The sequence below is a fragment of the Streptomyces sp. NPDC004065 genome, from assembly GCF_044903565.1.
GTDB lineage: Bacteria > Actinomycetota > Actinomycetes > Streptomycetales > Streptomycetaceae > Streptomyces.
On record NZ_JBJDQT010000026.1, the window covers coordinates 58,045 to 80,417 of the forward strand.

Genomic DNA, 22,373 nt, shown 5'->3' on the forward strand with positions numbered 1-22,373 from the left:
TGCCCGACAGGGCGGTGGTCGCCACCGGGCCGGTGGTGGCCGGGCCACTGGTCTCCGGCGGGTTCGTAGTGGCCGACGGGCCACTGGTCGCCACCGAGTCGGTGGGCGGCACCGGGTCGGTGGTCACCGCCGGGTCGGTGATGCCCGACAGGGCGGTGGTCGCCACCGGGCCGGTGGTGGCCGGGCCACTGGTCTCCGGCGGGTTCGTAGTGGCCGACGGGCCACTGGTCGCCACCGGGCCGTCGATGGCTGACGGGCCGTCGACGGCCGGCGGGCCGGTGACTGCCGACCGGCCGGTGCTCGCCGCCGGGTCGGTGGTGGCCGGGCCACTGGTCGCCGCCGGATCCACGGGAGCCGACGGGCCGGTGACTGCCGTCCGGTCAGTGCCCGCCGCCGGGTCGGTGGTGGCCGGGCGGGCGCGGGTCAGGCGGGGGGCGAGCAGCACGCCGTCCCTGAGGGCGGTTTCGGGCTCGTCCGGCCGGGCGAGGGCGTCGAGCAGGGCCGCCGTGGGATCGTCGGCGCCGTCCAGGTCGAGCAGGGTCAGCCCGAGGTCCGGGTGCTCGGCGCGGGCGGCCCGGGCCAGACCCCACAGCACCGACTGGGCGAGGGCCGGCACCGTGTCCCCGTCGCGGGCCGCGACCGCCCCGCGGGTGACCCAGAGGGTCCGCGCGGGCCGCTCGTCGTCGGCGATCAGCGACCGCAGCTCGGCCAGCGCCGCCTGGGCCAGCTCCAGGGCAGCGGCGGCCGGTTCGGCGTCCGCGGCCGGCCGCGGCCAGAACCGTGCCCGTACCCCGGCGGCGTCCGCCCCGTCCAGCCGTACGCCCGCCGCCTCCAGACCGCGCGCGGCGGCGGCGACCTGCGGCTCGGAGCGGTCGCCGGCCAGCACCCAGTGACCGCGCGCCTCGCCGGCGGGCCGTTCGGTCAGGGCCGTCCAGGCGATCTCGTACAGGTGCCGGGCGTTGCCGGAGGCGTCGGCGAGGTCCGCGGGGTCGGCGGCGCGCAGCCGTACGCCCTCGAGCCGGCCGGCCGGGAGGCCGTCGGCGTCCCACAGGGTGACGTCCACCACCAGGTCGGCGTCGGCCGGGTCCGTGGCGCCGGTCGAGTCGGCCATGCCCGTCGAGTCGGCCGCGCCGGTCGAGTCGGCCGCGCCGGTCGAGTCGGCCGCGCCGGTCGAGTCGGCCGCGCCGGTCCGCCGTATGGACGCGGTGAGTTCACCGGCGCCGGTGTCCGGCAGGACGCAGCGGCCGACGGCGACCGGCAGCCGCACCCGGCCGTCGCCGGCCTCGAGGACGGCGGCCGCGTGCAGGGCCGCGTCCAGCAGCGCCGGGTGGACGGGGTAGGACCCGGCGGTGTCGCGGGCGGCGGCGGGCAGCGCCAGCCGGGCCAGCACCTCGCCGTCACCGGCCGTCACCGCCTCCCGTACGCCCCGGAACGCGGGGCCGTAGCCGAGGCCGAGACCGGCCAGCCGCTCGTACGTCCCCGGGAGCCAGGCGGGTTCGGCCTGTTCGGGCCACGCCGGCGGCGGGCCGGCCGCCGCCGGGAGCGGGCCGGCCGCCGAGGCGGTGGCATGCAGGGTCCAGGCCGCGTCGGCCCCGTCGCGCGCCCGGCCGTGCACCGTCACCTCGGGGACGGGACCGGCGGTGACCACGTCGACGGACACCTCGACGGTGCCGGTGGCGGGCAGCACCAGTGGTGCGAGCAGCAGCAGGTCGGCGACGTCGGCCGGGTCGTCCGGCCGGGCCACGGCGAGCGCGGCGCGGCACAGTTCGAGCAGGGTGGTGCCCGACACCACGGTCCGGCCGAAGACGGTGTGGTCGGGCAGCCAGTCGGCGGTGGCCGTGGACCACTCGTTGCGGAAGGTCCACCGGGTCTCGTCGGCCGACCGCACCTGGATGCCCAGCAGCGGATGGGCGGCGCGGTCGAGGAAGCCGGGGGCGTGCGCGGCGGACTCGGTTCCGCTCCAGTGGCGTTCGGGCTCGAAGGCGTAGGTGGGCAGGTCCACGGGTGCGGCGGCCGGGACCAGGCGGCGCCAGTCGGGCGGCAGTCCGTGGACGTGGAGTTCGGCGGTGGCGCGGTCCAGGCACGCGGGGCCGTCCTCGTCGCGGCGCAGCGAGCCCACGGCCACCAGGTCGGCGTCGAGGTCCTCGCCGATCGTGTGCAGGGCGGTGAGCAGGGACGGGTGGGGGCTGAGTTCGACGAAGTGGCGGTGGCCGTCGGCCACCATGCGCTCGACGGCGGGCGCGAAGCGCACCGGTTCGCGGAGGTTGGCGTACCAGTAGTCGGCGTCCACCTCCCCGGTGACCGGCTCGCCGGTGACGGTGGAGTACCAGGTGACGGGCGTGGGAGTGGCGGTGACGCCGTCGAGTTCGTCGAGGACGGCCGCGCGGACCGGCTCGACCCGCGCGCTGTGGGAGGCGTAGTCGACGTCGAGCCTGCGGACGAAGACCTGTTCGCGGCCGAGTTCGTCGAGCAGGGCCGCCACCGCGGCGACGTCGCCGGCGACGACGGTGGAGCGGCCGCTGTTCACGGCGGCGACCGACACGTCACCGCCCAGTCGTTCGAGCCGGGCGGCGGTCTCGCTGTGCGGCAGGCCGACGACGGCCATGGCCCCGCTGCCGGACAGCCCCGTCAGGGCCTGGCTGCGGAGGGCGACCATGGCCGCGGCGTCGTTGAGGCCGAGCGCCCCGGCGACGCAGGCGGCGGCGACCTCGCCCTGGCTGTGCCCGATCACGGCGTCCGGGCGTATGCCGCGGGCCCGCCACACCGCGGCCAGGGACACCATCACGGCGAAGAGCACCGGCTGGACGACGTCCACCCGGTCCAGGGACGGCGCGCCCGCGTCGCCGCGCAGGACCGCCGCCGCCGACCAGCCGGTGAAGGGGCGCAACGCGGCGTCGCAGCGGTCGAGTTCGCCGGCGAACACCGGGTCGGCCGTGAGCAGGTCGCGGGCCATGCCGGGCCACTGGGCGCCCTGGCCGGGGAAGACGAAGGCGACCTTGCCGCGCGGCAGGACCGGCCGCGGGCCCACGGTGGTCCCCGCCGCGGGCTGCCCGCCGGCCGTCCCGATGCCGGGCTGCCCGCCGGCCGTCCCGGTGCCGGGCTGCTCGCCGGCCGTCCCGGTGCCGGAGTGCCGGTCGGCCGTCCCCGCGCCGGGCCGCCCGCCGACCGTCCCGATGCCGGAGGGCCGGTCGGCCGTCCCCGTCGTGCCGGGCCGCCCGTCGGCCAGGGCGCGCAGGGCGGTGAGGAGTTCGCCGCGGTGGGCCGCGCGGACGACGGCGCGGTGCTCGAAGTGGGTGCGGTGCAGCGCCAGCGTCGCGGCGACCGCGGGCAGGGGCAGGCCGGGGTCGGCGGCGAGGTGGTCGTGGAGGCGGCCGGCCTGCCGCCGCAGCGCGGGCAGGGTGCGGGCGGACAGCGGTACGAGGAGCGGGCCGCCCGGCGGTTCCTCCGGCGGTCCGGGCCGTACGGCGTCGTGCGGCTCCTCCTCCAGTACGTCGTGCGGCGCCTCCTCCAGTACGACGTGCGCGTTGGTGCCGCTGATCCCGAACGCGCTGACCCCCGCGCGGCGCGGCCGGTCCTCCGCGCGCGGCCACGGCCGCGGTTCGGTGTGCAGGCGCAGCCCGCTCCCCTCCCAGTCCACGTGCCCGGTGGGCGTCCCCGTGTGCAGGGTGGCCGGCATCCGCTCGTGCCGGAGGGCCAGTACGGTCTTGATGACACCGCCGATGCCGGCCGCGGCCTGGGTGTGGCCGATGCGGGACTTCAGCGAGCCCACGCCGAGCGGCCGGCCGGCCGGGCGGTCCGGTCCGAAGACGGCGGCCAGCGCGCGGGCCTCGATGGGGTCGCCGAGCCGGGTGCCCGTGCCGTGCGCCTCCACGTGGTCCAGGTCGGCGGGCTTCAGCCCGGCGGCCTCCAGGGCGGCGTGCAGCACCCGTTCCTGGGCGGGTCCGCTGGGGGCGCTCAGGCCCTGGCTGCGGCCGTCCTGGTTGACGGCGGAGCCCTTGACCACGGCGAGGACGCGGTCGCCGTCGCGGCGGGCGTCCGCGAGCCGCTTGAGCAGCACCATGCCGCAGCCCTCGGCCCACACCACGCCGTCGGCGTCCGCCGAGAACGGACGGCACGTGCCGGACGGCGACAGCCCGCGCAGTCTGCTGAACTCCACGTGCTGGCGCGGGGTGAGGAGCAGGGAGGCGCCGCCCGCCAGGGCGAGGTCGCACTCCCCGCCGGCCAGGGCCCGGACGGCCAGGTGCAGCGCGACCAGGGAGGACGAGCAGGCGGTGTCGACGGTGACGGCCGGGCCGTGCAGTCCGAGGGTGTAGGCGATGCGCCCGGAGGCCACGCTGGGGGCCGTGCCGGTGCCCACGTGCCCGTCGAGCCGGCCGAGCGGCGCGGAGGCGAGGTATCCGCCGTCGTACAGGCCGACGTAGACGCCGGTGGAGCTGCCGCGCAGCGTCGCGGGCACGATGCCCGCCCGCTCCAGCGTCTCCCAGGCGGTGCGCAGCAGCAGCCGCTGCTGCGGGTCCATGGCCGCGGCCTCGCGCGGGGAGATCCCGAAGAACGCGGCGTCGAAGCGGTCGATGCCGTCGAGGTAGCCCCCGCGCAGGGTGTAGGCCCTGCCGGTGGCCTCCGGGTCGGGGTCGAGCAGCCCGTCGGTGTCCCAGCGGCCCGCCGGTACGTCGGTGATGGCGTCCCGGTCCTCGGCGAGCAGCCGCCACAGCGCCTCGGGGCCGTCGGCGCCGCCCGGGTAGTGGCAGGCCATGGCGATGATCGCGACGTCCGCGCCGGCGTCGGACTCCGCCGGCCCGGACGCCGGGCGGAGGGCGGGTGCGGCCGGTGTGCCGGGGGCGGCCGGTGCGCCGGAGGCGGGATGTTCACCGGGGGCGGGATGTTCACCGGGGGCGGGATGTTCACCGGCGACGGCCCGCGCGAGTTCCGTGATCGTGGGGTGGTCGAAGACCAGGGAGGGGTCGACCGGACGGCCGGTGTACTCGGCGAGTTCCGTGGCGAGGCTCACCAACTGGCGTGAACCGAGGCCGAGTTCGGCAAGGGGACGGTCGGGGTCGACGGCCGGCGGGGCGAGCCCGGCGGCCCGGGCGACGGCTGCGGCCAGCCAGGCCCGCAGGTCCTCGGGCGCGGATGGGGAGGTCTCGGCGGGCTGCTTCGGGAACTCGTTCGCAGGCATGGGAAGGGCGTCCTCGAAAACGGTGGCTTCGGGCGTTCGGGCGGCCGCCCCACGACCGGCGGGGCGGTTCGGAGCGACGGGCGGGCCGGAGGGGCGGGCGGTGATCGTCGTGGGGTGCTCGGGCGGGCGGTGCTCGGACGGGGTGTGCGGTGGGGGTGTGCCGTGCCGGACCACGGCTCACCCGTGGGCGGCCGTCGGGCGGGGCCGTACGGAGGCGGTCGTGACACGAGGGCTTGGCGCGTGCGGTCCCCGCCCGGCCGTCACCGGCGCGCCCGCGGCGGGCCCGCGCGGACGGCCGGCGGACCGGCAAGGTCCCACGCCTGCGGCAACCGGCCGCCGGCGGACCGGCGTTCGGCCCCGCAGAGCACCGCCCCGCAGAGCACCGCCCCGCAGCCCCCTGCAGGCCGCCGCCCCGCGGACCGGAGCCGCACGGACCGCGCCCCGCGGACCGGAGCCCCGCAGACCTCCGCCCCCCGGACCGCGCCGGTGCCCCGGCGGTGTCACGGCGCGGTGGGTCCGCCGAGCACGGCGAGGGTGCCGTCGAGGTAGGCCGCCCTGGTGGCGCGGCGCTGGATCTTGCCGCTGGAGGTCTTGGGGATGGTGCCCGGGTGGACCAGCACGACGTCCCGTACGGCAAGGCCGTGCGCCTCCGCGAGCGCGCTGCGGACCTGGTCGTGGATCTTCTCGGCCTCGCCCGCCGCGTCCGGGGCGACCTCGGCGACGACCACGGGCCGCTCGCCGTCGGTGCCGTCGTCCACGGAGAACGCGGCGGTGCAGCCGGGCCGCAGCGCGGGGTGGGCCAGCTCGGCGGACAGTTCCAGGTCCTGCGGGTAGTGGTTGCGCCCGTCGATGACGAGGAGGTCCTTCAGACGGCCCGTGACGAAGAGTTCGCCGTCGCGCAGGAAGCCGAGGTCGCCGGTGCGCAGGAACCGGCCCTCACGGCCGGCGAGGACGGCCCGGAAGGTCTCGCGGGTGGCGAGGGCGTTGCGCCAGTAGCCCTTGGCGACGCTTGCCCCGGCGACCCAGATCTCGCCGGTCTCGCCCTCGGGCAGTTCCTCCTGCCGCTCGGGGTCGGCGATCACCACGGTCAGGCCCGGCCCGGGCCGGCCGCAGCCGACGGCCGCCGCGTCGGCGGTGCCCGCGTGCGGGCCGTCGCCGTCGGCCTCGAGCAGGGTGGGCGGGGTGTGCACGGAGCCGCCGGTGACCATCAGGGTGGCCTCGGCCAGGCCGTAGCAGGGGTAGAGGGCCTCGCGGCGGAAGCCGGCCGCGCCGAAGGTCTCGGCGAAGCGGCGCAGGGTGGCGGCGCGGACCGGCTCGGCGCCGTTGAAGGCGACCTTCCAGGAGCTCAGGTCCAGCCGGTCCAGCAGGTCGGGGGTGGCGTGCCTGAGGCACAGCTCGTAGGCGAAGTTGGGGGCGCCGGAGGTGTGCGGGCGGTAGCGGCTGACGGCGGTGAGCCAGCGTTCGGGGCGCTGCAGGAAGTGCAGCGGGGAGAAGAGGGTGGCGGTGACCCCGAGGTGGACGGTGTTGAGGACCGGCCCGATGAGCCCCATGTCGTGGTAGACGGGCAGCCAGCTGACGAACAGCTCGTGACCGTGTTCGGCGATGACGTCCGGGGTGTGGCCCATCCGCTCGGTGACGAGCCGTTCGTTGTCGAGCAGGTTGCCGTGGGTCACCATCACCCCGCGCGGGGCCGAGGTGGAGCCGGAGGTGTACTGGAGGAAGGCGACCGAGTCAGCGTCCAGGCCGGGTTCGCGCCAGGAGCCGGCGGCGTCGTCGGGTATGTCCTCGGTCACGACGCGTACGATGCCGTCGAGTTCGGGCAGGTCCCGCTCCAACTCCTCGAGCGCGCCGATGACTTCGCGGCCGCCGAGGATCACCCTGGCGTCCGCGTCGGCGATGAGGCGCTTCATGCGGGTCAGAGCGCGGTGGTTCTGCGACCGCCCCTGCGGGGGCACACCGGGCACGGCGACGACGCCGGCGGCCAGGCATCCCAGGAAGGCGCCGACGAACTCCACGCCGGGCGGGTACAGCAGCATGGCGCGGGAGCCGGCCAGGCCGCGCTCCTGCAGCCAGGCGGCCACGGCCCGGGCACGTCGGGCGAGCCGGCCGTAGGTGACTTCCTGGACCTCTCCGTCGCAGTCGCCAGTGACCAGATAGCGGTAGGCGATGCGATCGGGCTGTTGCGAAGCGTGTGCGGTCAGTGAATCGACCAGGGTACGAACCATGTGACGAGTCTCACCTGTCCGGAATGTCGGGCGAGGGAACTTGAGTTCGATGGCCGCGTGATGTGTACGCGCAGAAGCCGTGGCTCGGCCTGGCCCCCTTGCCAGACCGTCCGGTCTCGACCACCCGCCCGAGGAGTCACGGCGCCATGACCGCACGACTCCCCGCGCCCCCCGTTCAGCTTGCTACTAGCGAGTAGCACCTTAACAAGTCCCGTCGGCCGACGGGCCGGCCACGGGTAAACGCTGTGTGTCGAGCGGGAGTTGAACGGTCACCCACCATACGCCGCCAGGTTCGGTACCGCTTTCAAACGTTTGGCCGCCACGACGGACCGGGAACGACCCTCTTCACATTCCCTACACCTTTCGGTCACTTCCCCGTCACGACGCGTGTATGCTCCATGCGCTCCATCCGCACCACGAGGGGGGATCCTCATGCGCATACGCACCACGCTGGCCGTCGCCGCCGCGGCCGGAAGCCTCACCGTGCTCGCCACGGCCCCGGCGCAGGCCGCCGAGTACTCCTCCGCGCTGAAGCTGCGGGGTGTGCAGTACGACGCGCCCGGACGGGACTCCAACAGCTGCAGCAAGGGCAACACCCGCAACGAGTACCTGACGATCAAGAACTACTCCCGGTCCTCGACCGTCAACCTCAAGGGCTACGTCGTCAAGGACGCCGTCGGCAACAGGTTCCGGTTCTCCGCCGACCACTACCTCCAGCCCGGCGACTACGTGCGGCTGCGCGGCGGCCGGGGCACGGACTCCGACGCCGGCAACGTCGTCTACCGCCAGAACTGCAACTTCATCTGGAACAACGACAAGGACACCATCTACCTGTACAAGCCGTCCGGCGCCCGCGCCGACGTGCACGCGTACACCAAGTCCCGCAACGACCGGGACGGCAACGGGTACATCTCGTACCACGGCTGACCCGGTCGCACCCGCACCCGCACAGGGACCGGCCGCCGGGATGTCCCGGCGGCCGGTCCGCGTGTCCGGGGAAAATCCGGGGAAGGAGACGCCTCGGCCCTCCCGGCGGCTCAGTCCTCCCGGCGGCTCGGCCCTCCCGGCGGCTCAGTCCTCCCGGCGGCTCGGCCCTCCCGGCGGCTCAGTCCTCCGGCCGGGTGCGGCCGACCTCCGGCAGTTCGCCCTCCTGGGTCCGGATGTGCAGCACGTCGCCGATGAACAGGTCGTACACCAGCACGCCCACGACTCCGCCGATCAGCGGCCCGACGATCGGGATCCACCAGTAGTCGGTGAAGGCGCCTGGGAGACTGCCGGGCAGGGCGAGATCACCCCATCCCGCGAAGTAGGTGAACAGCCGCGGGCCGAAGTCCCGGGCGGGGTTGATGGCGTAGCCGGCGTTCACGCCGTAGGACATGCCGATCGCCGCCACCACGAAGCCGATCAGCAGCGGCCCCAGATTGGCCTGCACCGCGGTGTTGCGCAGGTCGATGAGCGCCACCACCAGCATGACGAGGAACGCGGTGCCCACGATCTGGTCCACCAGCGGCCCCCAGACCCCACCGTGGAAGTAGGGGGCGGGGAAGGTGGCGAAGATCGAGAACGAGGCGAGCGTGTGCCCGTGCGTCTTCGGACCCTTCATGGCGGCGTCGAAGGTGTTGATCGCGTCGTGGTACACGCCGTACACCAGGGCCGCGCCCGTGAAGGCGCCCACCAACTGCGCGAGCCAGTAGGGCCCCACCTTGGCCCACGGGAACTTGCGCCGCACCGCGAAGGCCAGCGTCACCGCCGGGTTGATGTGCGCGCCGCTGACGCCTCCGGCCACGTACACGCCGAAGACCACGGCGAAGGCCCAGCCCCAGCTGATCAGCAGCCAGTCGCCGGAGCTGATGAAGAACGTCGTGGGACCCGACGTGCGGCCCGAGCCGGGAAGCCCGGTGACCGCCACGGCGACCACGCCCGCGCCGAAGGCGATGAGGACGAAGGTCCCCAGGAACTCCGCCAGGCATTCGCCCCACAGACCTCCACGGCGCCTGAGACGGGAGGGTTTGATCAGAGGCGGGATTTCTACGGCCATATCGGCCCCCTCAACGAACGGTCCGGCCCATGGGCCGGCACAGCCCTGCTTCGGGCGGCCCCGCGTCACTGCGCAGTCGCGGCCCCGCGTCACTGCCAAGTCTGCGCGCCGGGCGGGGCGCGGGCCACTCGGCCGGACCCGGGCGCCCGGACGTGACGCCTCCGCACCCCCGCGCACACGGCGGACACACGGTGGACCGGCGGTGCGGGGCGCTCGCCCGCACTCGGCCCGGCGGACCGGCGGACCGGCGGACCGGCGGACCGGCGGACCGGCGGACCGGGCGGGGATCGCCCGCACGCGGCCCGGCGGAGCGGCCGGGGACCGACCGCTCCGGCCCCGCGAGCCACCTGGGCGTCCCGCGAAGCACGCACGCGGCGCGCCCGGGCGGCCGGGGCGCGGACCCGCTCCGGTCCTGGGCGGGTGAACCTCCATACGGGTGATCCCGCCGCCCCGCGGAGCGCCGCGCCAGGGCCGGGAACAGGCGGAACGGCGACCACCGCACCCCCACCGCCGCACCGGCCGGCGCCACGTCCGAGTGGCAGCCCCACGATCACCGCACAAGACTGATCCATGGTTTCGTGATCAGGCGAAAACGCACGGTCTCGGGGTCCGGCCACCGCTGGCCGCTGGTTTTCGACCTTTCCGCAGGGAGCTCACATGGTGGAGAAGTCTGCCGACATCCTGGTGCCCGAGCCGGACGAACTCTCGGTCACCAAAGACCGCGGCGCTCATCCGGCGACACCGGCCATGGAGGCGGAACTCGCCGCAATCCTGGCGGACGTGGTGCAGGCCGACGAGGTCGCGCCCGAAAGCCACTTCTTCACGGATCTCGGCGCCAATTCCCTCGTGATGGCACAGTTCTGCGCCCGGGTGCGGAAGCAGGCGGACCTGCCGTCGGTGTCCATGAAGGACATCTACCGCAACCCCACCCTGCGGGGTCTGGCTGCGGCCCTCGCCCAGACCGCTCCCCCGGCTCCCCCGGCGGACGGCGGCGCGCCGGCCGCGGCACCGCCCGCCGGTGAACCGGCGCCGGCCGCCCGCAGAGAGCCCGGGAAGACCTCCCACTTCGTGCTGTGCGGCACCGTGCAGGCCCTGATCTTCCTGGTCTATTCGACCGTCGTCGGAATGGCCACCGCCCGCGCCTACGAATGGGTCGCCGCCGGATCGGGCCTGGTCTCCATCTACGAGCGGTCGTTCGTGTGCGGCGGCGTCGGATTCGTCGCCGTCTGCGCTTTCCCGGTCGCGGTCAAATGGATTCTCGTCGGCCGGTGGAAATCCGCGGAATTCCCCGTCTGGAGCGCCGCCTATCTCCGCTTCTGGATCGTCAAGACGCTGCTGCACGCCAATCCCATGATCCTGTTCGTGGGCAATCCGCTGTACGTGATGTATCTGCGGGCCCTCGGCGCGCGGATCGGCAAGAACGTCACGATCCTCTCCCGCACCGTCCCGGTCTGCACGGACCTGCTCACCATCGGCTCCGGCACGGTGATCCGCAAGGACTCCTTCTTCCTCGGCTACCGGGCCCACGACGGGCGCATCCAGACGGGCGCCGTCACCCTCGGCCGGGACGTGTACATCGGTGAGAAGACCATCCTGGACATCGACACCGCGATGGGCGACGGCGCCCAGCTCGGCCACGCCTCCGCCCTGTACCGGGGCCGGCAGGTGCCGGCCGGCGAGCACTGGCACGGCTCCCCCGCCCAGCCCACGCAGACCGAGTACGTACGGGTGGCGCCGGCCCCGTGCGGCACGCTGCGCCGGACCGGTTTCGCGGTGACCTCGCTGCTCCAGCTGTTCCTGCTGTATCTGCCGCTGGCCATCGGCGGCACCTACATGCTCCTCGCCGAGGTCCCGGCGCTCAGCGAGCGCCTCACCGCGCAGACGGTCAACACGAACTTCGCCGAGTTCGCCGCGGACACGCTGCTGCTGGCGACCGCGCTGTTCTTCGGCGCCGTCGTCCTGGGCCTGGTCGCGCTGTTCACCCTGCCGCGCCTGCTGAGCCTGGCGGTCCGCCCCGACCGGGTCTATCCGCTCTACGGCTTCCACTACGCCGTGCACCGGCTGGTGGCCGCCCTGACCAACGTCCGCTTCTTCACCTGGCTGTGCGGCGACAGCTCCTACATCGTCCCCTATCTGCGCGGCCTCGGGTACGACCTGTCCCGGGTGGAGCAGACGGGCTCCAACTTCGGCACCGAGCTCCAGCACGAGACCCCGTACCTGGTGTCCGTCGGCAGCGGCACGATGGTGGCGGACGGGCTGTCCGTCATCAACGCCGACTTCTCCAGCACCTCGTTCCGGGTGAGCCGGGCCTCGATCGGGGCGCACAACTTCCTCGGCAACAACATCGCCTTCCCGGCCGGGGCCAGAACCGGCGAGAACTGCCTGCTGGCGACGAAGGTGATGGTCCCCCTCGACGGCGAGGTCCGCCAGGGCGTGGGCCTGCTGGGCTCGCCGTGCTTCGAGATCCCGCGCACCGTGGAGCGCGACACCCGGTTCGACCATCTGCGCACCGGCGACGAGCTGCGCCGCAGCCTGGCCGCGAAGAACCGCTACAACCTGCGCTCGATGACGCTGTTCCTGCTGCTGCGCTGGCTGCACGCCGTGGCCCTCACGGCGTTCGCCCTCGTCACGGCGGACCTGTACGGCGTGCTGGGGCATGTGGTGATCAGCGCCTATCTGGCCGTCACCATCGTCTTCACCGCCCTGTACTTCGCGCTGGTGGAGCGGGCCGTCGCCCTGTTCCGCCCGCTGCGCCCGAGGCTGTGCTCCATCTACGACCCGTACTTCTGGTGGCACGAACGCCTGTGGAAGGTGCCGGACCGGTACCTCGACGTCTTCAACGGCACCCCCTTCAAGAACCTGTTGTGGCGGCTGATGGGCGTGCGGATCGGCCGCAGGGTCTTCGACGACGGCTGCTACATCACCGAGCGCACGCTGACCACGATCGGCGACGACTGCACGCTCAACACGGGCAGCAAGGTGCAGTGCCACTCGCAGGAGGACGGCACCTTCAAGTCCGACCGCACCACGCTCGGCGACCGCTGCACGCTCGGCGTCGGCGCCCACGTCCACTACGGCGTGACGATGGGCGACGCGGCCGTCCTGGCACCCGATTCCTTCCTCATGAAGGGCGAGGAAGTCCCCCCGGACGCGGAATGGGGAGGAAACCCCGCCGCGCCGACGGCGAACTGAGGAGAGACGGTCGATGGGAGCGCTCGTGGCAGCGGACAGGGACTTTTGGGCCGATGTGCTCACCGCCGGCGGTTTCACCGCCGTCCCCCGGTGGGCTCCGGACCCGGCGCCGGGTGCGGCCGAGCACGAGGAGGAGGTGCCCGCCGACGTGGCGCAGGCGGTGCGCGACCTGGCGGCGGAGCTGGGGGTGCCGGTGAGTTCGGTGGTGCTGGCCGCCCACGCCAAGGTGCTGGCCGCGCTGTCCACCGAGCAGGAGGTGGTGACCGGTTACGCGGCCCAGGCCCCGGACGGCCCGCTGCCCTGCCGGCTGACCCTCGCGGCCCCCTCGTGGCGCGAACTCGTGCGGGCCGCCCGGCGTGTGGAGGCGGACCTGCTGACCCACCGGGACTTCGCCGTGGGCGGGCTGCGCCGGGAGCTCGGGCTGACCGGACCGGCGTACGAGGCCGTCCTCGACCCCGCGGACACCCTGGCGGAGCTGCCCGACGGAACGGTGCTGGCGGTCGGCTGGGCCGAGCGCGGCGGGCAGGCGGCGCTGCGGCTGCGGTACCGCACGGACGCACTGGACGCCGGGGCGGCCGCACGCGTCGCCGGCTACCACCTGACCGCGCTGACGCTGATGACCGCCGACCCGGACGCCGCCCACACCGGCCGCACCCTGCTGTCCCGCGAGGAGGTGCGCGAGCAGCTGGAGGCGCTGGCCGGACCGCACCGGGAACTTCCCCGTGCCCGGGCGCACCAGCTGTTCGAGCGGCGGGCGCGGGAGCATCCCGACGCCGTGGCCGCGGTGCACGGCGACCGTACCTGGACGTACGGGGAACTCAACGACCGCGCCAACCGGCTGGCCCGGGCGCTGCTGGCCCGCGGGCTGGGCCGGGAGGAGGTCGTGGCGGTGGTCACCGAGCGCGACCTGGACTGGCTGGCCGCGGTGCTCGCCGTGTTCAAGGCCGGGGGCGTCTATCTGCCGGTCGAGCCGCACTTCCCGGCCGGCCGGATCGGCGCGACCCTCACCCGCGCCGGATGCCGGCTGGTGCTGACCGAGCCCGGCAGCACCGGCACGCTGGACGAGGCGCTGGCCACCCTGGTGCCGGACGCCGAGAAGCTGCTGATCGGCGCCGCGTACGAGGAGGGCCACCCCGGCACCGACCCCGGGGTCGAGGTGACGGCGGACCAACTGGCCTACATCTACTTCACCTCGGGCTCCACCGGTGAGCCCAAGGGCGCGATGTGCGAGCACGCCGGCATGCTCAACCATCTGTACGCCAAGATCGACGACCTGGGCATCGGCCCGGACGCCGTGGTGGCGCAGACGGCCCCGCAGTGCTTCGACATCTCCCTGTGGCAGCTGCTGGCCGGGCTGCTCGTGGGCGGACGGACGCTGCTGGTCGAGCAGGACGCCATCACGGACGTGGAGCGGTTCGTCGACACGCTCGAGGGCGGCCGGGTCTGCGTGGCCCAGCTGGTGCCGTCGTACCTGGAGGTCGTGGTCTCCTACCTGGAGCAGCGGCCCCGCCGGCTGCCCCGTCTGGCCTGTGTGTCGGTGACCGGGGAGGCGCTCAAGCGGGAGCTGGTGCAGCGCTGGTTCGCCGTCCAGCCGGGTGTCGCGCTGGTCAACGCGTACGGGCTGACCGAGACCTCGGACGACACCAACCACGAGGTGATGCGGGCGGTCCCGGACCGGGTGCTGCTCGGACGGCCCGTCGGCAACGTGCGCGTCCACGTCGTGGACGAGCGGCTGGAGCTGGTGCCGCTCGGCGCCCCCGGACTGATCGCCTTCTCCGGGGTGTGCGTCGGGCGCGGGTACGTCAACGATCCCGAGCGGACCCGTGAGGCCTACCGCGAGGACCCGTTCCGGCCGGGTGAGCGGCTGTACCTGGGCGGGGACTGGGGGCGCTGGCACCCGGGCGGCAAGTTGGAGTTCCTGGGGCGCCGGGACGGCCAGGTCAAGATCCGCGGTTTCCGCATCGAGATCGGCGAGATCGAGAACACCCTGCTGCGGGTCCCCGGCGTGCGCGACGGCGCGGTCGTCGTCGCCGAACTGGCGGGCGGCAGCAAGCACTTGATCGCCTTCTACACCGGCCGGCGGCTGACGGCGCAGGAGTTGCGGGAGGCGCTGAGCGCCGCGCTGCCCGCGTACATGGTCCCCACGGCCTTCCACTGGCACGAGAGCCTGCCGCTGACCGCCAACGGCAAGATCGACCGCAAGGCGCTGACCGCGCTGGCCACCGGGGGCGGTGCCGCCGGGGACGCCCGCCCCGGCGCGGCGGCGGGTGCGGACGGCCGCCGCGGCGGCGCCGGCGCGGACGGGGAGCCCGGCGGCGGCGCCGAGCACCCGGATCCGCCGCGCACCCCGGCCGAGCGGAGACTGGCGGCGGCGTGGGCCGAACTGCTGGGTGTGCCCCCGCACTCGGTGGGCCGGTCCGACCACTTCTTCGACCGCGGCGGCACCTCGCTGTCCGCGGTGAAGCTCACCATCGCACTGGACCGGGCGGTGTCCCTGAAGGACATCACCCGCCACCCGGTGCTGGCCGACCTCGCCGCCCTCGTCGAGGGCGCCCGCCGGGACCGTCCGGAGCTGCTGCAGCCGCTGTCGGCCGCCGACGGGCCCGCCGGGCGCGTCCTGGTCTGCTTCCCCTACGCGGGCGGCAACGCGGTCAACTTCCGCCCGATGGCCGCCGCCCTCGCGGGCAGCGGGATCGCGGTGTACGCGGCGGACCTGCCCGGCCACGACCTGGCCCTCGCCGAGGAGCCGTTCGCACCGCTGTCCGAGGTGGTCGGCCAGGTGGTCGCCGAGATCACCGCCCGCCGCCCGCGCGGCGTCATGCTGTGGGGCCACTCCTCCGGCGCCGCGTACGCCGTGGAGACGGCGCGTCGGCTGCAACAGCGCGGAGTGACGACGGAACGGGTGTTCCTTGCGGCGCAGTTGCCCGGCACGGCGGAGGAACGCCTGGCCGCCGTACGGGAGCTGACGGAGCTGAGCAACGCGGAGATCGCCGCGCGGCTGAGCGCCGACAGCGGCTACACCGAGCTGGGCGAGCTCAACGCACGGCACGCCGAGCACATCGGCGCCGCCTACCGGCACGACTGCGTGTGCGCGCACCGCTACTTCGCCGACGTCCTGAAGAACCCGCCGGCGCACCGCCTGTCCGCCCCGGTCACCGTCGTGGCGGCGGCCGACGACCCGCACACGCCGTCGTTCCGCGGCCGCCACCGGGAGTGGCTGCGGCTGGCCGAACAGGTGGAACTGCACGAACTCGCCGACGGCGGCCACTACTTCCTGCGCACCCGCCCGGCCGAGGCGGCCGCGGCCGTGCTGAGCGCGGCCGGCGCGCCGGCGGCCCCTGCCCGCGCTCCCCGGCTGGCCTCCCCCTGACCGATCCGGCCGCGCGCCCGCGGCGCCGCGGCACGGCCGGCGCCGGGCGGGTGCCCGTAGACCGCGGCTCCCCCGCGACCCGAGCCTTTCCCGCTGTGACGAACGAGAGGAAACCCGAGATGTCGTTCTCGTCCCCGGCCTCGCTGCTGGAGGTGGACCTGCGGCCGGACCGGCCCCCGCTCCTGCACCTCGAGACCCCCGCCGATCCGGCCCGCTGGGCGGCCGAGCACCGCGAGGCCCTGCGCGCACAGGTCACCGAGCACGGCGCCGTGCTCGTACGCGGCCTGGGGCTGCGGGACGCGGACCAGGTCGGTTCGGTCTTCGCGGCCCTGGCCGGCACCCTGATGACCGAGCGTGAGGCCTTCGCCCCCCGAGAGCTGCACGGCCCGAGGGTGTACTCCTCCACCGCCTGGCCGGCCAACCAGCCCATGTGCATGCACCACGAGCTGAGCTACGCCCACGAGGTGCCCGGCCTGATGCTGTTCGCGTGCCTGACCGCGCCCGCCGAGGGCGGGGCGACCGCGCTCGCCGACGCCGAGGAGGTGCTGCGGGCGCTGCCCGCCGAGCTGAGCGAGCGGTTCGAGCGCGAGGGCTGGCTGCTCACCCGCAGCTACAACGACGAGATCGGGGCCTCGCTGGAGGAGTCGTTCGGCAGCGACGACCGGGAGACCGTGGAGAACTACTGCCGGGCGCACGCCATCGAGTTCGCCTGGGAGCCCGACGGCACCCTGCGCACCCGGCAGCGCCGCAGCGCCGTGGTGGACCACCCGGTGACCGGCCGGCGCTGCTGGTTCAACCAGATCGCCTTCCTCAACGAGTGGACGCTGGCGCCCGAGGTGCGCGAGTACCTGGTGGACGAGTACGGCCAGGACGGGCTGCCGTTCAACACCCGCTTCGGGGACGGCACGCCGATCGGCGAGGACGTCGTGGAGCTGCTCAACAGCACCTACGAGGCCCACACACGGCGCGAGCCCTGGCAGGACGGCGACGTCATGCTCGTCGACAACATCCGCACCGCGCACAGCCGGGAGCCCTTCACCGGCGAGCGCCAGGTGCTGGTCGCCATGGCCGAGCCGCAGCGCCCGGCCGACAACCGCCCGAGCTCGAAGGGGAACCGCCGATGAGACCCGTGACCTCCCCCGCCACCGGGACGGCGGGCTCCGGCGCCGCGCCCGTGCCGTCCTTCGCGGTGATCTCCGGCGCGCAGGTGCACCAGGCGCTCGCCGGACGCGAGAAGGAGCTCGTCGAACTGGTCGAGGCGACCTACCGGCTGCACGGAGCCGGGGAGACGGTCAATCCGCCGTCGTACTTCCTGCGCTTCCCCGACCGGCCCACGTCCCGGATCATCGCGCTGCCGGCCTCGGTGGGCGGGCAGGTGGCCGTGGACGGCCTGAAGTGGATCTCCAGCTTCCCGGAGAACGTGGCGGACGGTCTGCCCCGCGCCTCCGCGGTCCTCATTCTCAACGACCCCCGCACCGGGTACCCGTTCGCCTGCCTGGAGAGCTCCATCATCAGCGCCACCAGGACGGCGGCGTCCGCCGCGCTGGCCGCCGACTGGCTCACGCGCACCCGGACCCAGCCGACCAGGGTGGGCTTCTTCGGCACGGGCCTGATCGCCCGCTACATCCACACCTTCCTGGCCGGCACCGGCTGGACCTTCGACTCCGTCGGGGTGTACGACCTGTCCGCCGACAGCGCCGCCGGCTTCTGCGGCTACCTGCGGCAGTCGGGCGCGGCGGCGGACGCCGCCGACGTCACCGTGCACGACAGCCCCGAGGAGCTGATCCGCTCCAGCGACCTGGTGGTGTTCGCGACCGTGGCGGGCCGGCCGCACGTCACGGACCCGGCGCTGTTCGCGCACCACCCCGTGGTCCTGCACGTGTCGCTGCGCGACCTCGCTCCCGAGGTCCTGCTGGAGTCGGCCAACTTCGTCGACGACGTCGACCACTGCCTGAAGGCCGAGACCTCCCCCCACCTGGCCGAACAGCTCACCGGTGGCCGTGACTTCCTCGACGGCACCCTCGACGACGTCATGACGGGCCGGGTGGAGGTGCCGGCCGACCGCACGGTCGTCTTCTCGCCCTTCGGTCTGGGCGTCCTGGACCTCGCCGTCGGCAAGTACGTCCACGACGAGGTGGCCCGCACCGGAGACCTGCGCGTCGTCGACGACTTCTTCCACGAGCTGCGCCGGTACGGCTGACCGTCCCTTCCCCCCTCCCAGGCATCGGCATCGGCATCGGCATCAGGAGGTCAGCGTGCCCGTCATCTCCACTCCCTACGCCTTCAACGAAGGTCAGCTCTACGTCGACCTCCGGCCGGTGTTCGGGCACTCGCTCTACCTGAAGTGCGAGGGCTTCAACTTCGCCGGCTCCATCAAACTGAAGGCCGCGATAGAAATGGTGGAGACCGCGGAGCGGGACGGGCTGCTGAGGCCCGACTCGATCCTCATCGAGTCCTCCTCCGGCAACCTGGGCGTGGCGCTCAGCATGATCGCCGCCAGCAAGGGCTACCGGTTCCTGTGCGTGACGGACTCGCGCTGCAATCTGTCGACCCGGCTGCTGATGGAGGCGCTGGGCAGCGAGGTGCAGGTCATCGCGGACCTGGACGCCAACGGGGGCTTCCTCGGGGCGCGCATCGAGTACGTCCGCGCGCTGTGCGCCTCCGACGACCGGTACGTGTGGCTCAGCCAGTACACCAACCCGGGCAACTGGGGAGCCCACTACCGCAGGACGGCGCCGGAGATCGCCCATCAGTTCCCGCGGCTGGACGTGCTGTTCGTCGGCGCGGGCACCACCGGGACCCTGATGGGGTGCGCCCGCTACTTCCGCGAGTGGCACCGTTCGGTGCGCATCGTCGCCGTGGACACGGTCGGCTCGGTGGCCTTCGGCGGGGAGCCGGGCCGCCGGATGATCCCGGGCCTCGGGATGAGCATGCGCCCGCCGCTGCTCGACGAGTCGTACGTCGACGAGGTGATCCGGGTCGAGGAGGCGGACACCATCCGCGCCTGCCACCGGCTGGCCCGGCACGGGTTCCTGTTCGGCGGCTCCACCGGGACGGTGGTCAGCGGCGCGATGGAGTGGCTGGCGCGCCACGAACGGCCCGGCCTGACCGCCGTGGCCATCGCCCCGGACCTCGGCGAGCGCTACCTCGACACGATCTACCAGACGGCCTGGCTGGAGGACCTGTACGGCCACGACATCCTCGACACCGCGGACTCCGCGGACACCGCGTCCCGCTCCGGCCGGGAGACGGGCACGGACGGGGCCTCCAGGCCCGGGGTGCCCGCGGTCCCCCGCGGGGCGGAGCGGATGTCCCGGTCGCCGGGCCGCCGCAGAAAGCCGTGACGCACGGCGGGAAACCGTGCGGCCGGCATGGAACCTTTGATCACTTTCGGCCACGGCACCGCGGGCCGTGAGCGGATCACCGGGCTGCTCCGGGACGCCGGGGTCGCCTCGGTGGTGGACGTGCGCACCGCCCCGGGCAGCCGCCGCGACCCGGACCTGCTGCGGGACCGGCTGGCCGAGTGGATGCCGGCCGAGGGGTTCGCCTACCGGTGGGAACCGGCGCTGGGAGGGTTCCGCAGGCCCGCCCCGGACAGCCCCGACACGGTCTGGCGCAACGACTCCTTCCGCGGTTACGCCGGCCACACCCGCTCGCCGGAGTTCGTCGCCGCCATGGACCGCCTGCTGCGCGAGGCGGCGCGCACGCGCACGGCGGTGATGTGCGGCGAGACGGTCTGGTGGCGCTGCCATCGCCGTCTCATCGCCGACTTCGCCGTGCTCGCCCGCGAGGTGCCGGTCCTCCACCTCATGCACGACGGCCGGACGACGCCCCACACGCCCACCGCGGGCGTACGCCTGCGCGAGGACGGCCTCCTGGTCTACGACGGCCGCACGAACTGAGGTCGCGAACAACGCCCTCCGCGCCGGCTGCTGAGCCGCACAACGGCCGTGCCGAGGCAACGCGAGTGACTGTGCGCACTTGCGTGCACCCCTGTCCGCGCTCGTACGGTGACGAGCCATGTCAGCATGCGCGGAACGGCTACTCGACCGGCTCAGCACAAAGGTCCCTGTCCGCATCCGGCGCGAAACCGACCTGGCCTCTGCCTCCCCATCCCGCCACCGCAGTGCGAGCCGTCGCAGGGAGACTCGATGAACAGTCCGGTATTGATGTCCGATCCGCGGGTCGCCGCGGTCCCGGTGCGCGAGTGCGGGGAGCCGCTCGTCGACGTGCGTGACCACGGCTTGCGCGTCGATCTCCGCAGGCACGATCCGCTGGGCGCGTTCGCCCACGTCCGCGAGGGCGTCCTGGCCCGGCTGGAGCACGCCCGCTGGCTCCTGCCCGCCGGCACCGACCTTCTGTTCATCGAGGGCTACCGGCCGCCGGCCCTGCAGCAGCGCTACTTCACCGAGTACCGGGAGACGCTGGCCGCCGCTCACCCGGGTTGGACAGCTGAGCAGCTGCACCAGGCGGCCGGCCGGTACGTGTCGCCGCCGGAGATCGCGCCCCACTCCGCGGGCGCGGCCGTGGACGTCACCCTCGTCGACCGGGACGGGCAGGAACTCGACCTCGGCACCCGCGTCAATGCCTCCCCCGAGGAGAGCGACGGTGCCTGCTTCACTCACGCGCCGAACCTCGGCAATCGCGCGCGCCACCACCGCACGCTGCTGCTCAACGCCATGGAGAGGGCGGGTTTCACGAACTACGGAACCGAGTTCTGGCACTTCTCAGTGGCGGACCGGTACGGCGCGCTGATGCGGCAGGAGCCGCACGCGCGCTACGGCCCGATCGAACTGCCCTAGCCGCGCCAGGAGGCGACCGGGTCCGCCGCGGACACCAACACCAGGGCCAGGCGGCATGGTGGCGACACCATAGCTAACCCTCGAACTATGTTGCCCCGCCACATGTGCGCCTGATCTGGGGATTCCTACGGTGTGGCGACACGCAAACGTCCCCGTCGCAACCGCAGGAAGTGGTGCCGATGTCGTCGCCCGCAACCGCTCCACCAGCCCCGGACAACCTCAGGCGCATCGTCGCCGCGTCCCTCATCGGTACCACCATCGAGTGGTACGACTTCTTCCTGTACGGCTCGGCCGCCGCGCTCGTGTTCAACAAGCTGTTCTTTCCCGAGTCGGATCCGCTCGTGGGCACCCTGCTGTCGTTCCTGACGTACGCGGTCGGGTTCGCGGCGCGGCCGCTGGGGGCGCTGGTGTTCGGGCACTACGGCGACCGGCTGGGACGCAAGAAGCTGCTGGTGCTGAGCCTGCTGATGATGGGCGCCGCGACCTTCGCGATCGGGCTGCTGCCCACGCACGCCACCGTGGGGACCGCGGCTCCGGTGCTGCTCACCACGCTGCGCCTGGTGCAGGGCTTCGCGCTCGGGGGCGAGTGGGGCGGCGCCGTGCTGCTGGTCTCCGAGCACGGGGACGCCCGGCGGCGCGGCTTCTGGGCCTCGTGGCCGCAGACCGGTGCGCCGGCGGGCCAGTTGCTCGCCACCGGTGTGCTGTCGCTGCTCACCGCCGTGCTCTCCGACCAGGCCTTCGGCAGCTGGGGCTGGCGCATACCCTTCCTGCTGTCCGGGGTGCTCGTCGGCGTGGGTCTGTGGATTCGTCTCTCTGTCGACGAATCGCCGGTGTTCCGGCAGGCGCTGGCCCAGGCCGAGGCGCGCAAGGCCGAGGAGAAGGACGCCGCGGAGAGGCTCCCGCTGGTCTCCGTGCTGCGGCACCACTGGCGCGACGTGCTCGTCGCCATGGGCGCCCGCATGGCCGAGAACATCAGCTACTACGTCATCACCGCCTTCATCCTGGTGTACGCCACCACGTCCGCCGGCGTCTCCAAGCAGACCGCGCTCAACTCCGTGCTGATCGCCTCCGCCGTGCACTTCGCGGTCATCCCGGCCTGGGGCGCCCTGTCCGACCGGATCGGACGCCGCCCCGTGTACCTGCTGGGGGCGGCCGGGGTCGGCCTGTGGATGTTCCCGTTCTTCGCCCTCATCGACACCGGCGGCTTCGGCAGTCTCGTCCTCGCGGTCACCGTGGGCCTGGTGCTGCACGGCGCCATGTACGCCCCGCAGGCCGCCTTCTTCTCCGAGATGTTCGCCACCCGGATGCGCTACTCGGGCGCCTCCATCGGCGCCCAGTTCGCCTCGGTCGCCGCGGGCGCGCCCGCCCCGCTGATCGCCACCGCCCTGCTCTCCGAGTACGGAAGCTCCACCCCGATCTCGCTGTACGTGATCGCGGCGGCCCTGCTGACGCTGGTCGCGGTGGGTGCGGCCAAGGAGACGCGGCACCGGGACCTCGCCGCCGTACGGAGCCAGGAGGAGGACGCCGAGCCCGCCGCCGCCCGCACGGCCGGCGCGCGGACCGTCTGACC

12 protein-coding genes are annotated in these 22,373 nt (G+C 73.9%); 9 read left to right on the top strand and 3 right to left on the bottom strand.

Going from position 1 to position 22,373, the window contains the following annotated elements:
* Together ACI2LW_RS25050 and ACI2LW_RS25055 are read right to left on the bottom strand one after the other, a co-directional pair.
* The coding region (locus tag ACI2LW_RS25050) for a beta-ketoacyl synthase N-terminal-like domain-containing protein (RefSeq protein WP_404733439.1) at positions 1 to 5,176 on the bottom strand (5,176 nt) is incomplete at its 3' end.
* A gap of 500 nt (positions 5,177 to 5,676) precedes the next feature.
* Positions 5,677 to 7,401 (bottom strand): fatty acyl-AMP ligase, encoded by a 1,725-nt coding sequence (locus tag ACI2LW_RS25055; RefSeq protein WP_404733440.1) that lies wholly within the window; start codon positions 7,399 to 7,401, stop codon positions 5,677 to 5,679.
* A 432-nt stretch (positions 7,402 to 7,833) separates the two neighbouring features.
* On the opposite strand from ACI2LW_RS25055, the gene ACI2LW_RS25060 reads away from it, so the two are divergent.
* Complete coding sequence (locus ACI2LW_RS25060; protein WP_404733441.1) at positions 7,834 to 8,328, top strand: lamin tail domain-containing protein; 495 nt, start codon at positions 7,834 to 7,836, stop codon at positions 8,326 to 8,328.
* A 178-nt stretch (positions 8,329 to 8,506) separates the two neighbouring features.
* On the opposite strand, the gene ACI2LW_RS25065 is transcribed toward ACI2LW_RS25060, so the two are convergent.
* A complete protein-coding gene (locus tag ACI2LW_RS25065; RefSeq protein WP_404733442.1) occupies positions 8,507 to 9,439 on the bottom strand; it encodes an MIP/aquaporin family protein in 933 nt (310 codons plus the stop codon).
* Between the two features lie 657 nt (positions 9,440 to 10,096).
* On the opposite strand from ACI2LW_RS25065, the gene ACI2LW_RS25070 reads away from it, so the two are divergent.
* From ACI2LW_RS25070 to ACI2LW_RS25105, 8 genes are all read left to right on the top strand, one after another.
* On the top strand, positions 10,097 to 12,631 hold the full coding sequence (locus ACI2LW_RS25070; RefSeq protein WP_404733443.1) for a Pls/PosA family non-ribosomal peptide synthetase: 2,535 nt from the start codon (positions 10,097 to 10,099) through the stop codon (positions 12,629 to 12,631).
* Between the two features lie 13 nt (positions 12,632 to 12,644).
* Positions 12,645 to 16,001: an amino acid adenylation domain-containing protein gene (locus tag ACI2LW_RS25075; RefSeq protein WP_404733444.1), complete on the top strand. Its 3,357-nt coding sequence runs from the start codon at positions 12,645 to 12,647 to the stop codon at positions 15,999 to 16,001.
* A gap of 119 nt (positions 16,002 to 16,120) precedes the next feature.
* Positions 16,121 to 17,125, top strand: a complete 1,005-nt coding sequence (locus tag ACI2LW_RS25080; protein ID WP_404733445.1) for a TauD/TfdA family dioxygenase — start codon at positions 16,121 to 16,123, stop codon at positions 17,123 to 17,125.
* Complete coding sequence (gene sbnB, locus ACI2LW_RS25085) at positions 17,122 to 18,201, top strand: 2,3-diaminopropionate biosynthesis protein SbnB (protein ID WP_404733446.1); 1,080 nt, start codon at positions 17,122 to 17,124, stop codon at positions 18,199 to 18,201. Before ACI2LW_RS25080 ends, sbnB begins: the two co-directional genes overlap by 4 nt.
* A gap of 55 nt (positions 18,202 to 18,256) precedes the next feature.
* Complete coding sequence (gene sbnA, locus ACI2LW_RS25090; protein ID WP_404733447.1) at positions 18,257 to 19,345, top strand: 2,3-diaminopropionate biosynthesis protein SbnA; 1,089 nt, start codon at positions 18,257 to 18,259, stop codon at positions 19,343 to 19,345.
* A 27-nt stretch (positions 19,346 to 19,372) separates the two neighbouring features.
* Positions 19,373 to 19,903 carry a DUF488 family protein gene (locus ACI2LW_RS25095; RefSeq protein ID WP_404733448.1) on the top strand — a complete coding sequence of 177 codons (531 nt, stop codon included), beginning with the start codon at positions 19,373 to 19,375 and terminating at the stop codon, positions 19,901 to 19,903.
* Between the two features lie 249 nt (positions 19,904 to 20,152).
* On the top strand, positions 20,153 to 20,803 hold the full coding sequence (locus ACI2LW_RS25100) for a M15 family metallopeptidase (protein WP_404733449.1): 651 nt from the start codon (positions 20,153 to 20,155) through the stop codon (positions 20,801 to 20,803).
* A gap of 179 nt (positions 20,804 to 20,982) precedes the next feature.
* Positions 20,983 to 22,371 (top strand): MFS transporter, encoded by a 1,389-nt coding sequence (locus tag ACI2LW_RS25105; RefSeq protein ID WP_404733450.1) that lies wholly within the window; start codon positions 20,983 to 20,985, stop codon positions 22,369 to 22,371.
* The last annotated feature ends 2 nt before the right edge of the window (positions 22,372 to 22,373 follow it).

Bases quoted from the DNA above. Each gene is read 5' to 3' on its own strand.
- ACI2LW_RS25055 (WP_404733440.1), bottom strand. From the start codon at position 7,401: ATGGTTCGTACCCTGGTCGATTCACTGACCGCACACGCTTCGCAACAG.
- ACI2LW_RS25060 (WP_404733441.1), top strand. From the start codon at position 7,834: ATGCGCATACGCACCACGCTGGCCGTCGCCGCCGCGGCCGGAAGCCTC.
- ACI2LW_RS25065 (WP_404733442.1), bottom strand. From the start codon at position 9,439: ATGGCCGTAGAAATCCCGCCTCTGATCAAACCCTCCCGTCTCAGGCGC.
- ACI2LW_RS25070 (WP_404733443.1), top strand. From the start codon at position 10,097: ATGGTGGAGAAGTCTGCCGACATCCTGGTGCCCGAGCCGGACGAACTC.
- ACI2LW_RS25075 (WP_404733444.1), top strand. From the start codon at position 12,645: ATGGGAGCGCTCGTGGCAGCGGACAGGGACTTTTGGGCCGATGTGCTC.
- ACI2LW_RS25080 (WP_404733445.1), top strand. From the start codon at position 16,121: ATGTCGTTCTCGTCCCCGGCCTCGCTGCTGGAGGTGGACCTGCGGCCG.
- sbnB (WP_404733446.1), top strand. From the start codon at position 17,122: ATGAGACCCGTGACCTCCCCCGCCACCGGGACGGCGGGCTCCGGCGCC.
- ACI2LW_RS25095 (WP_404733448.1), top strand. From the start codon at position 19,373: ATGGAACCTTTGATCACTTTCGGCCACGGCACCGCGGGCCGTGAGCGG.
- ACI2LW_RS25100 (WP_404733449.1), top strand. From the start codon at position 20,153: ATGAACAGTCCGGTATTGATGTCCGATCCGCGGGTCGCCGCGGTCCCG.
- ACI2LW_RS25105 (WP_404733450.1), top strand. From the start codon at position 20,983: ATGTCGTCGCCCGCAACCGCTCCACCAGCCCCGGACAACCTCAGGCGC.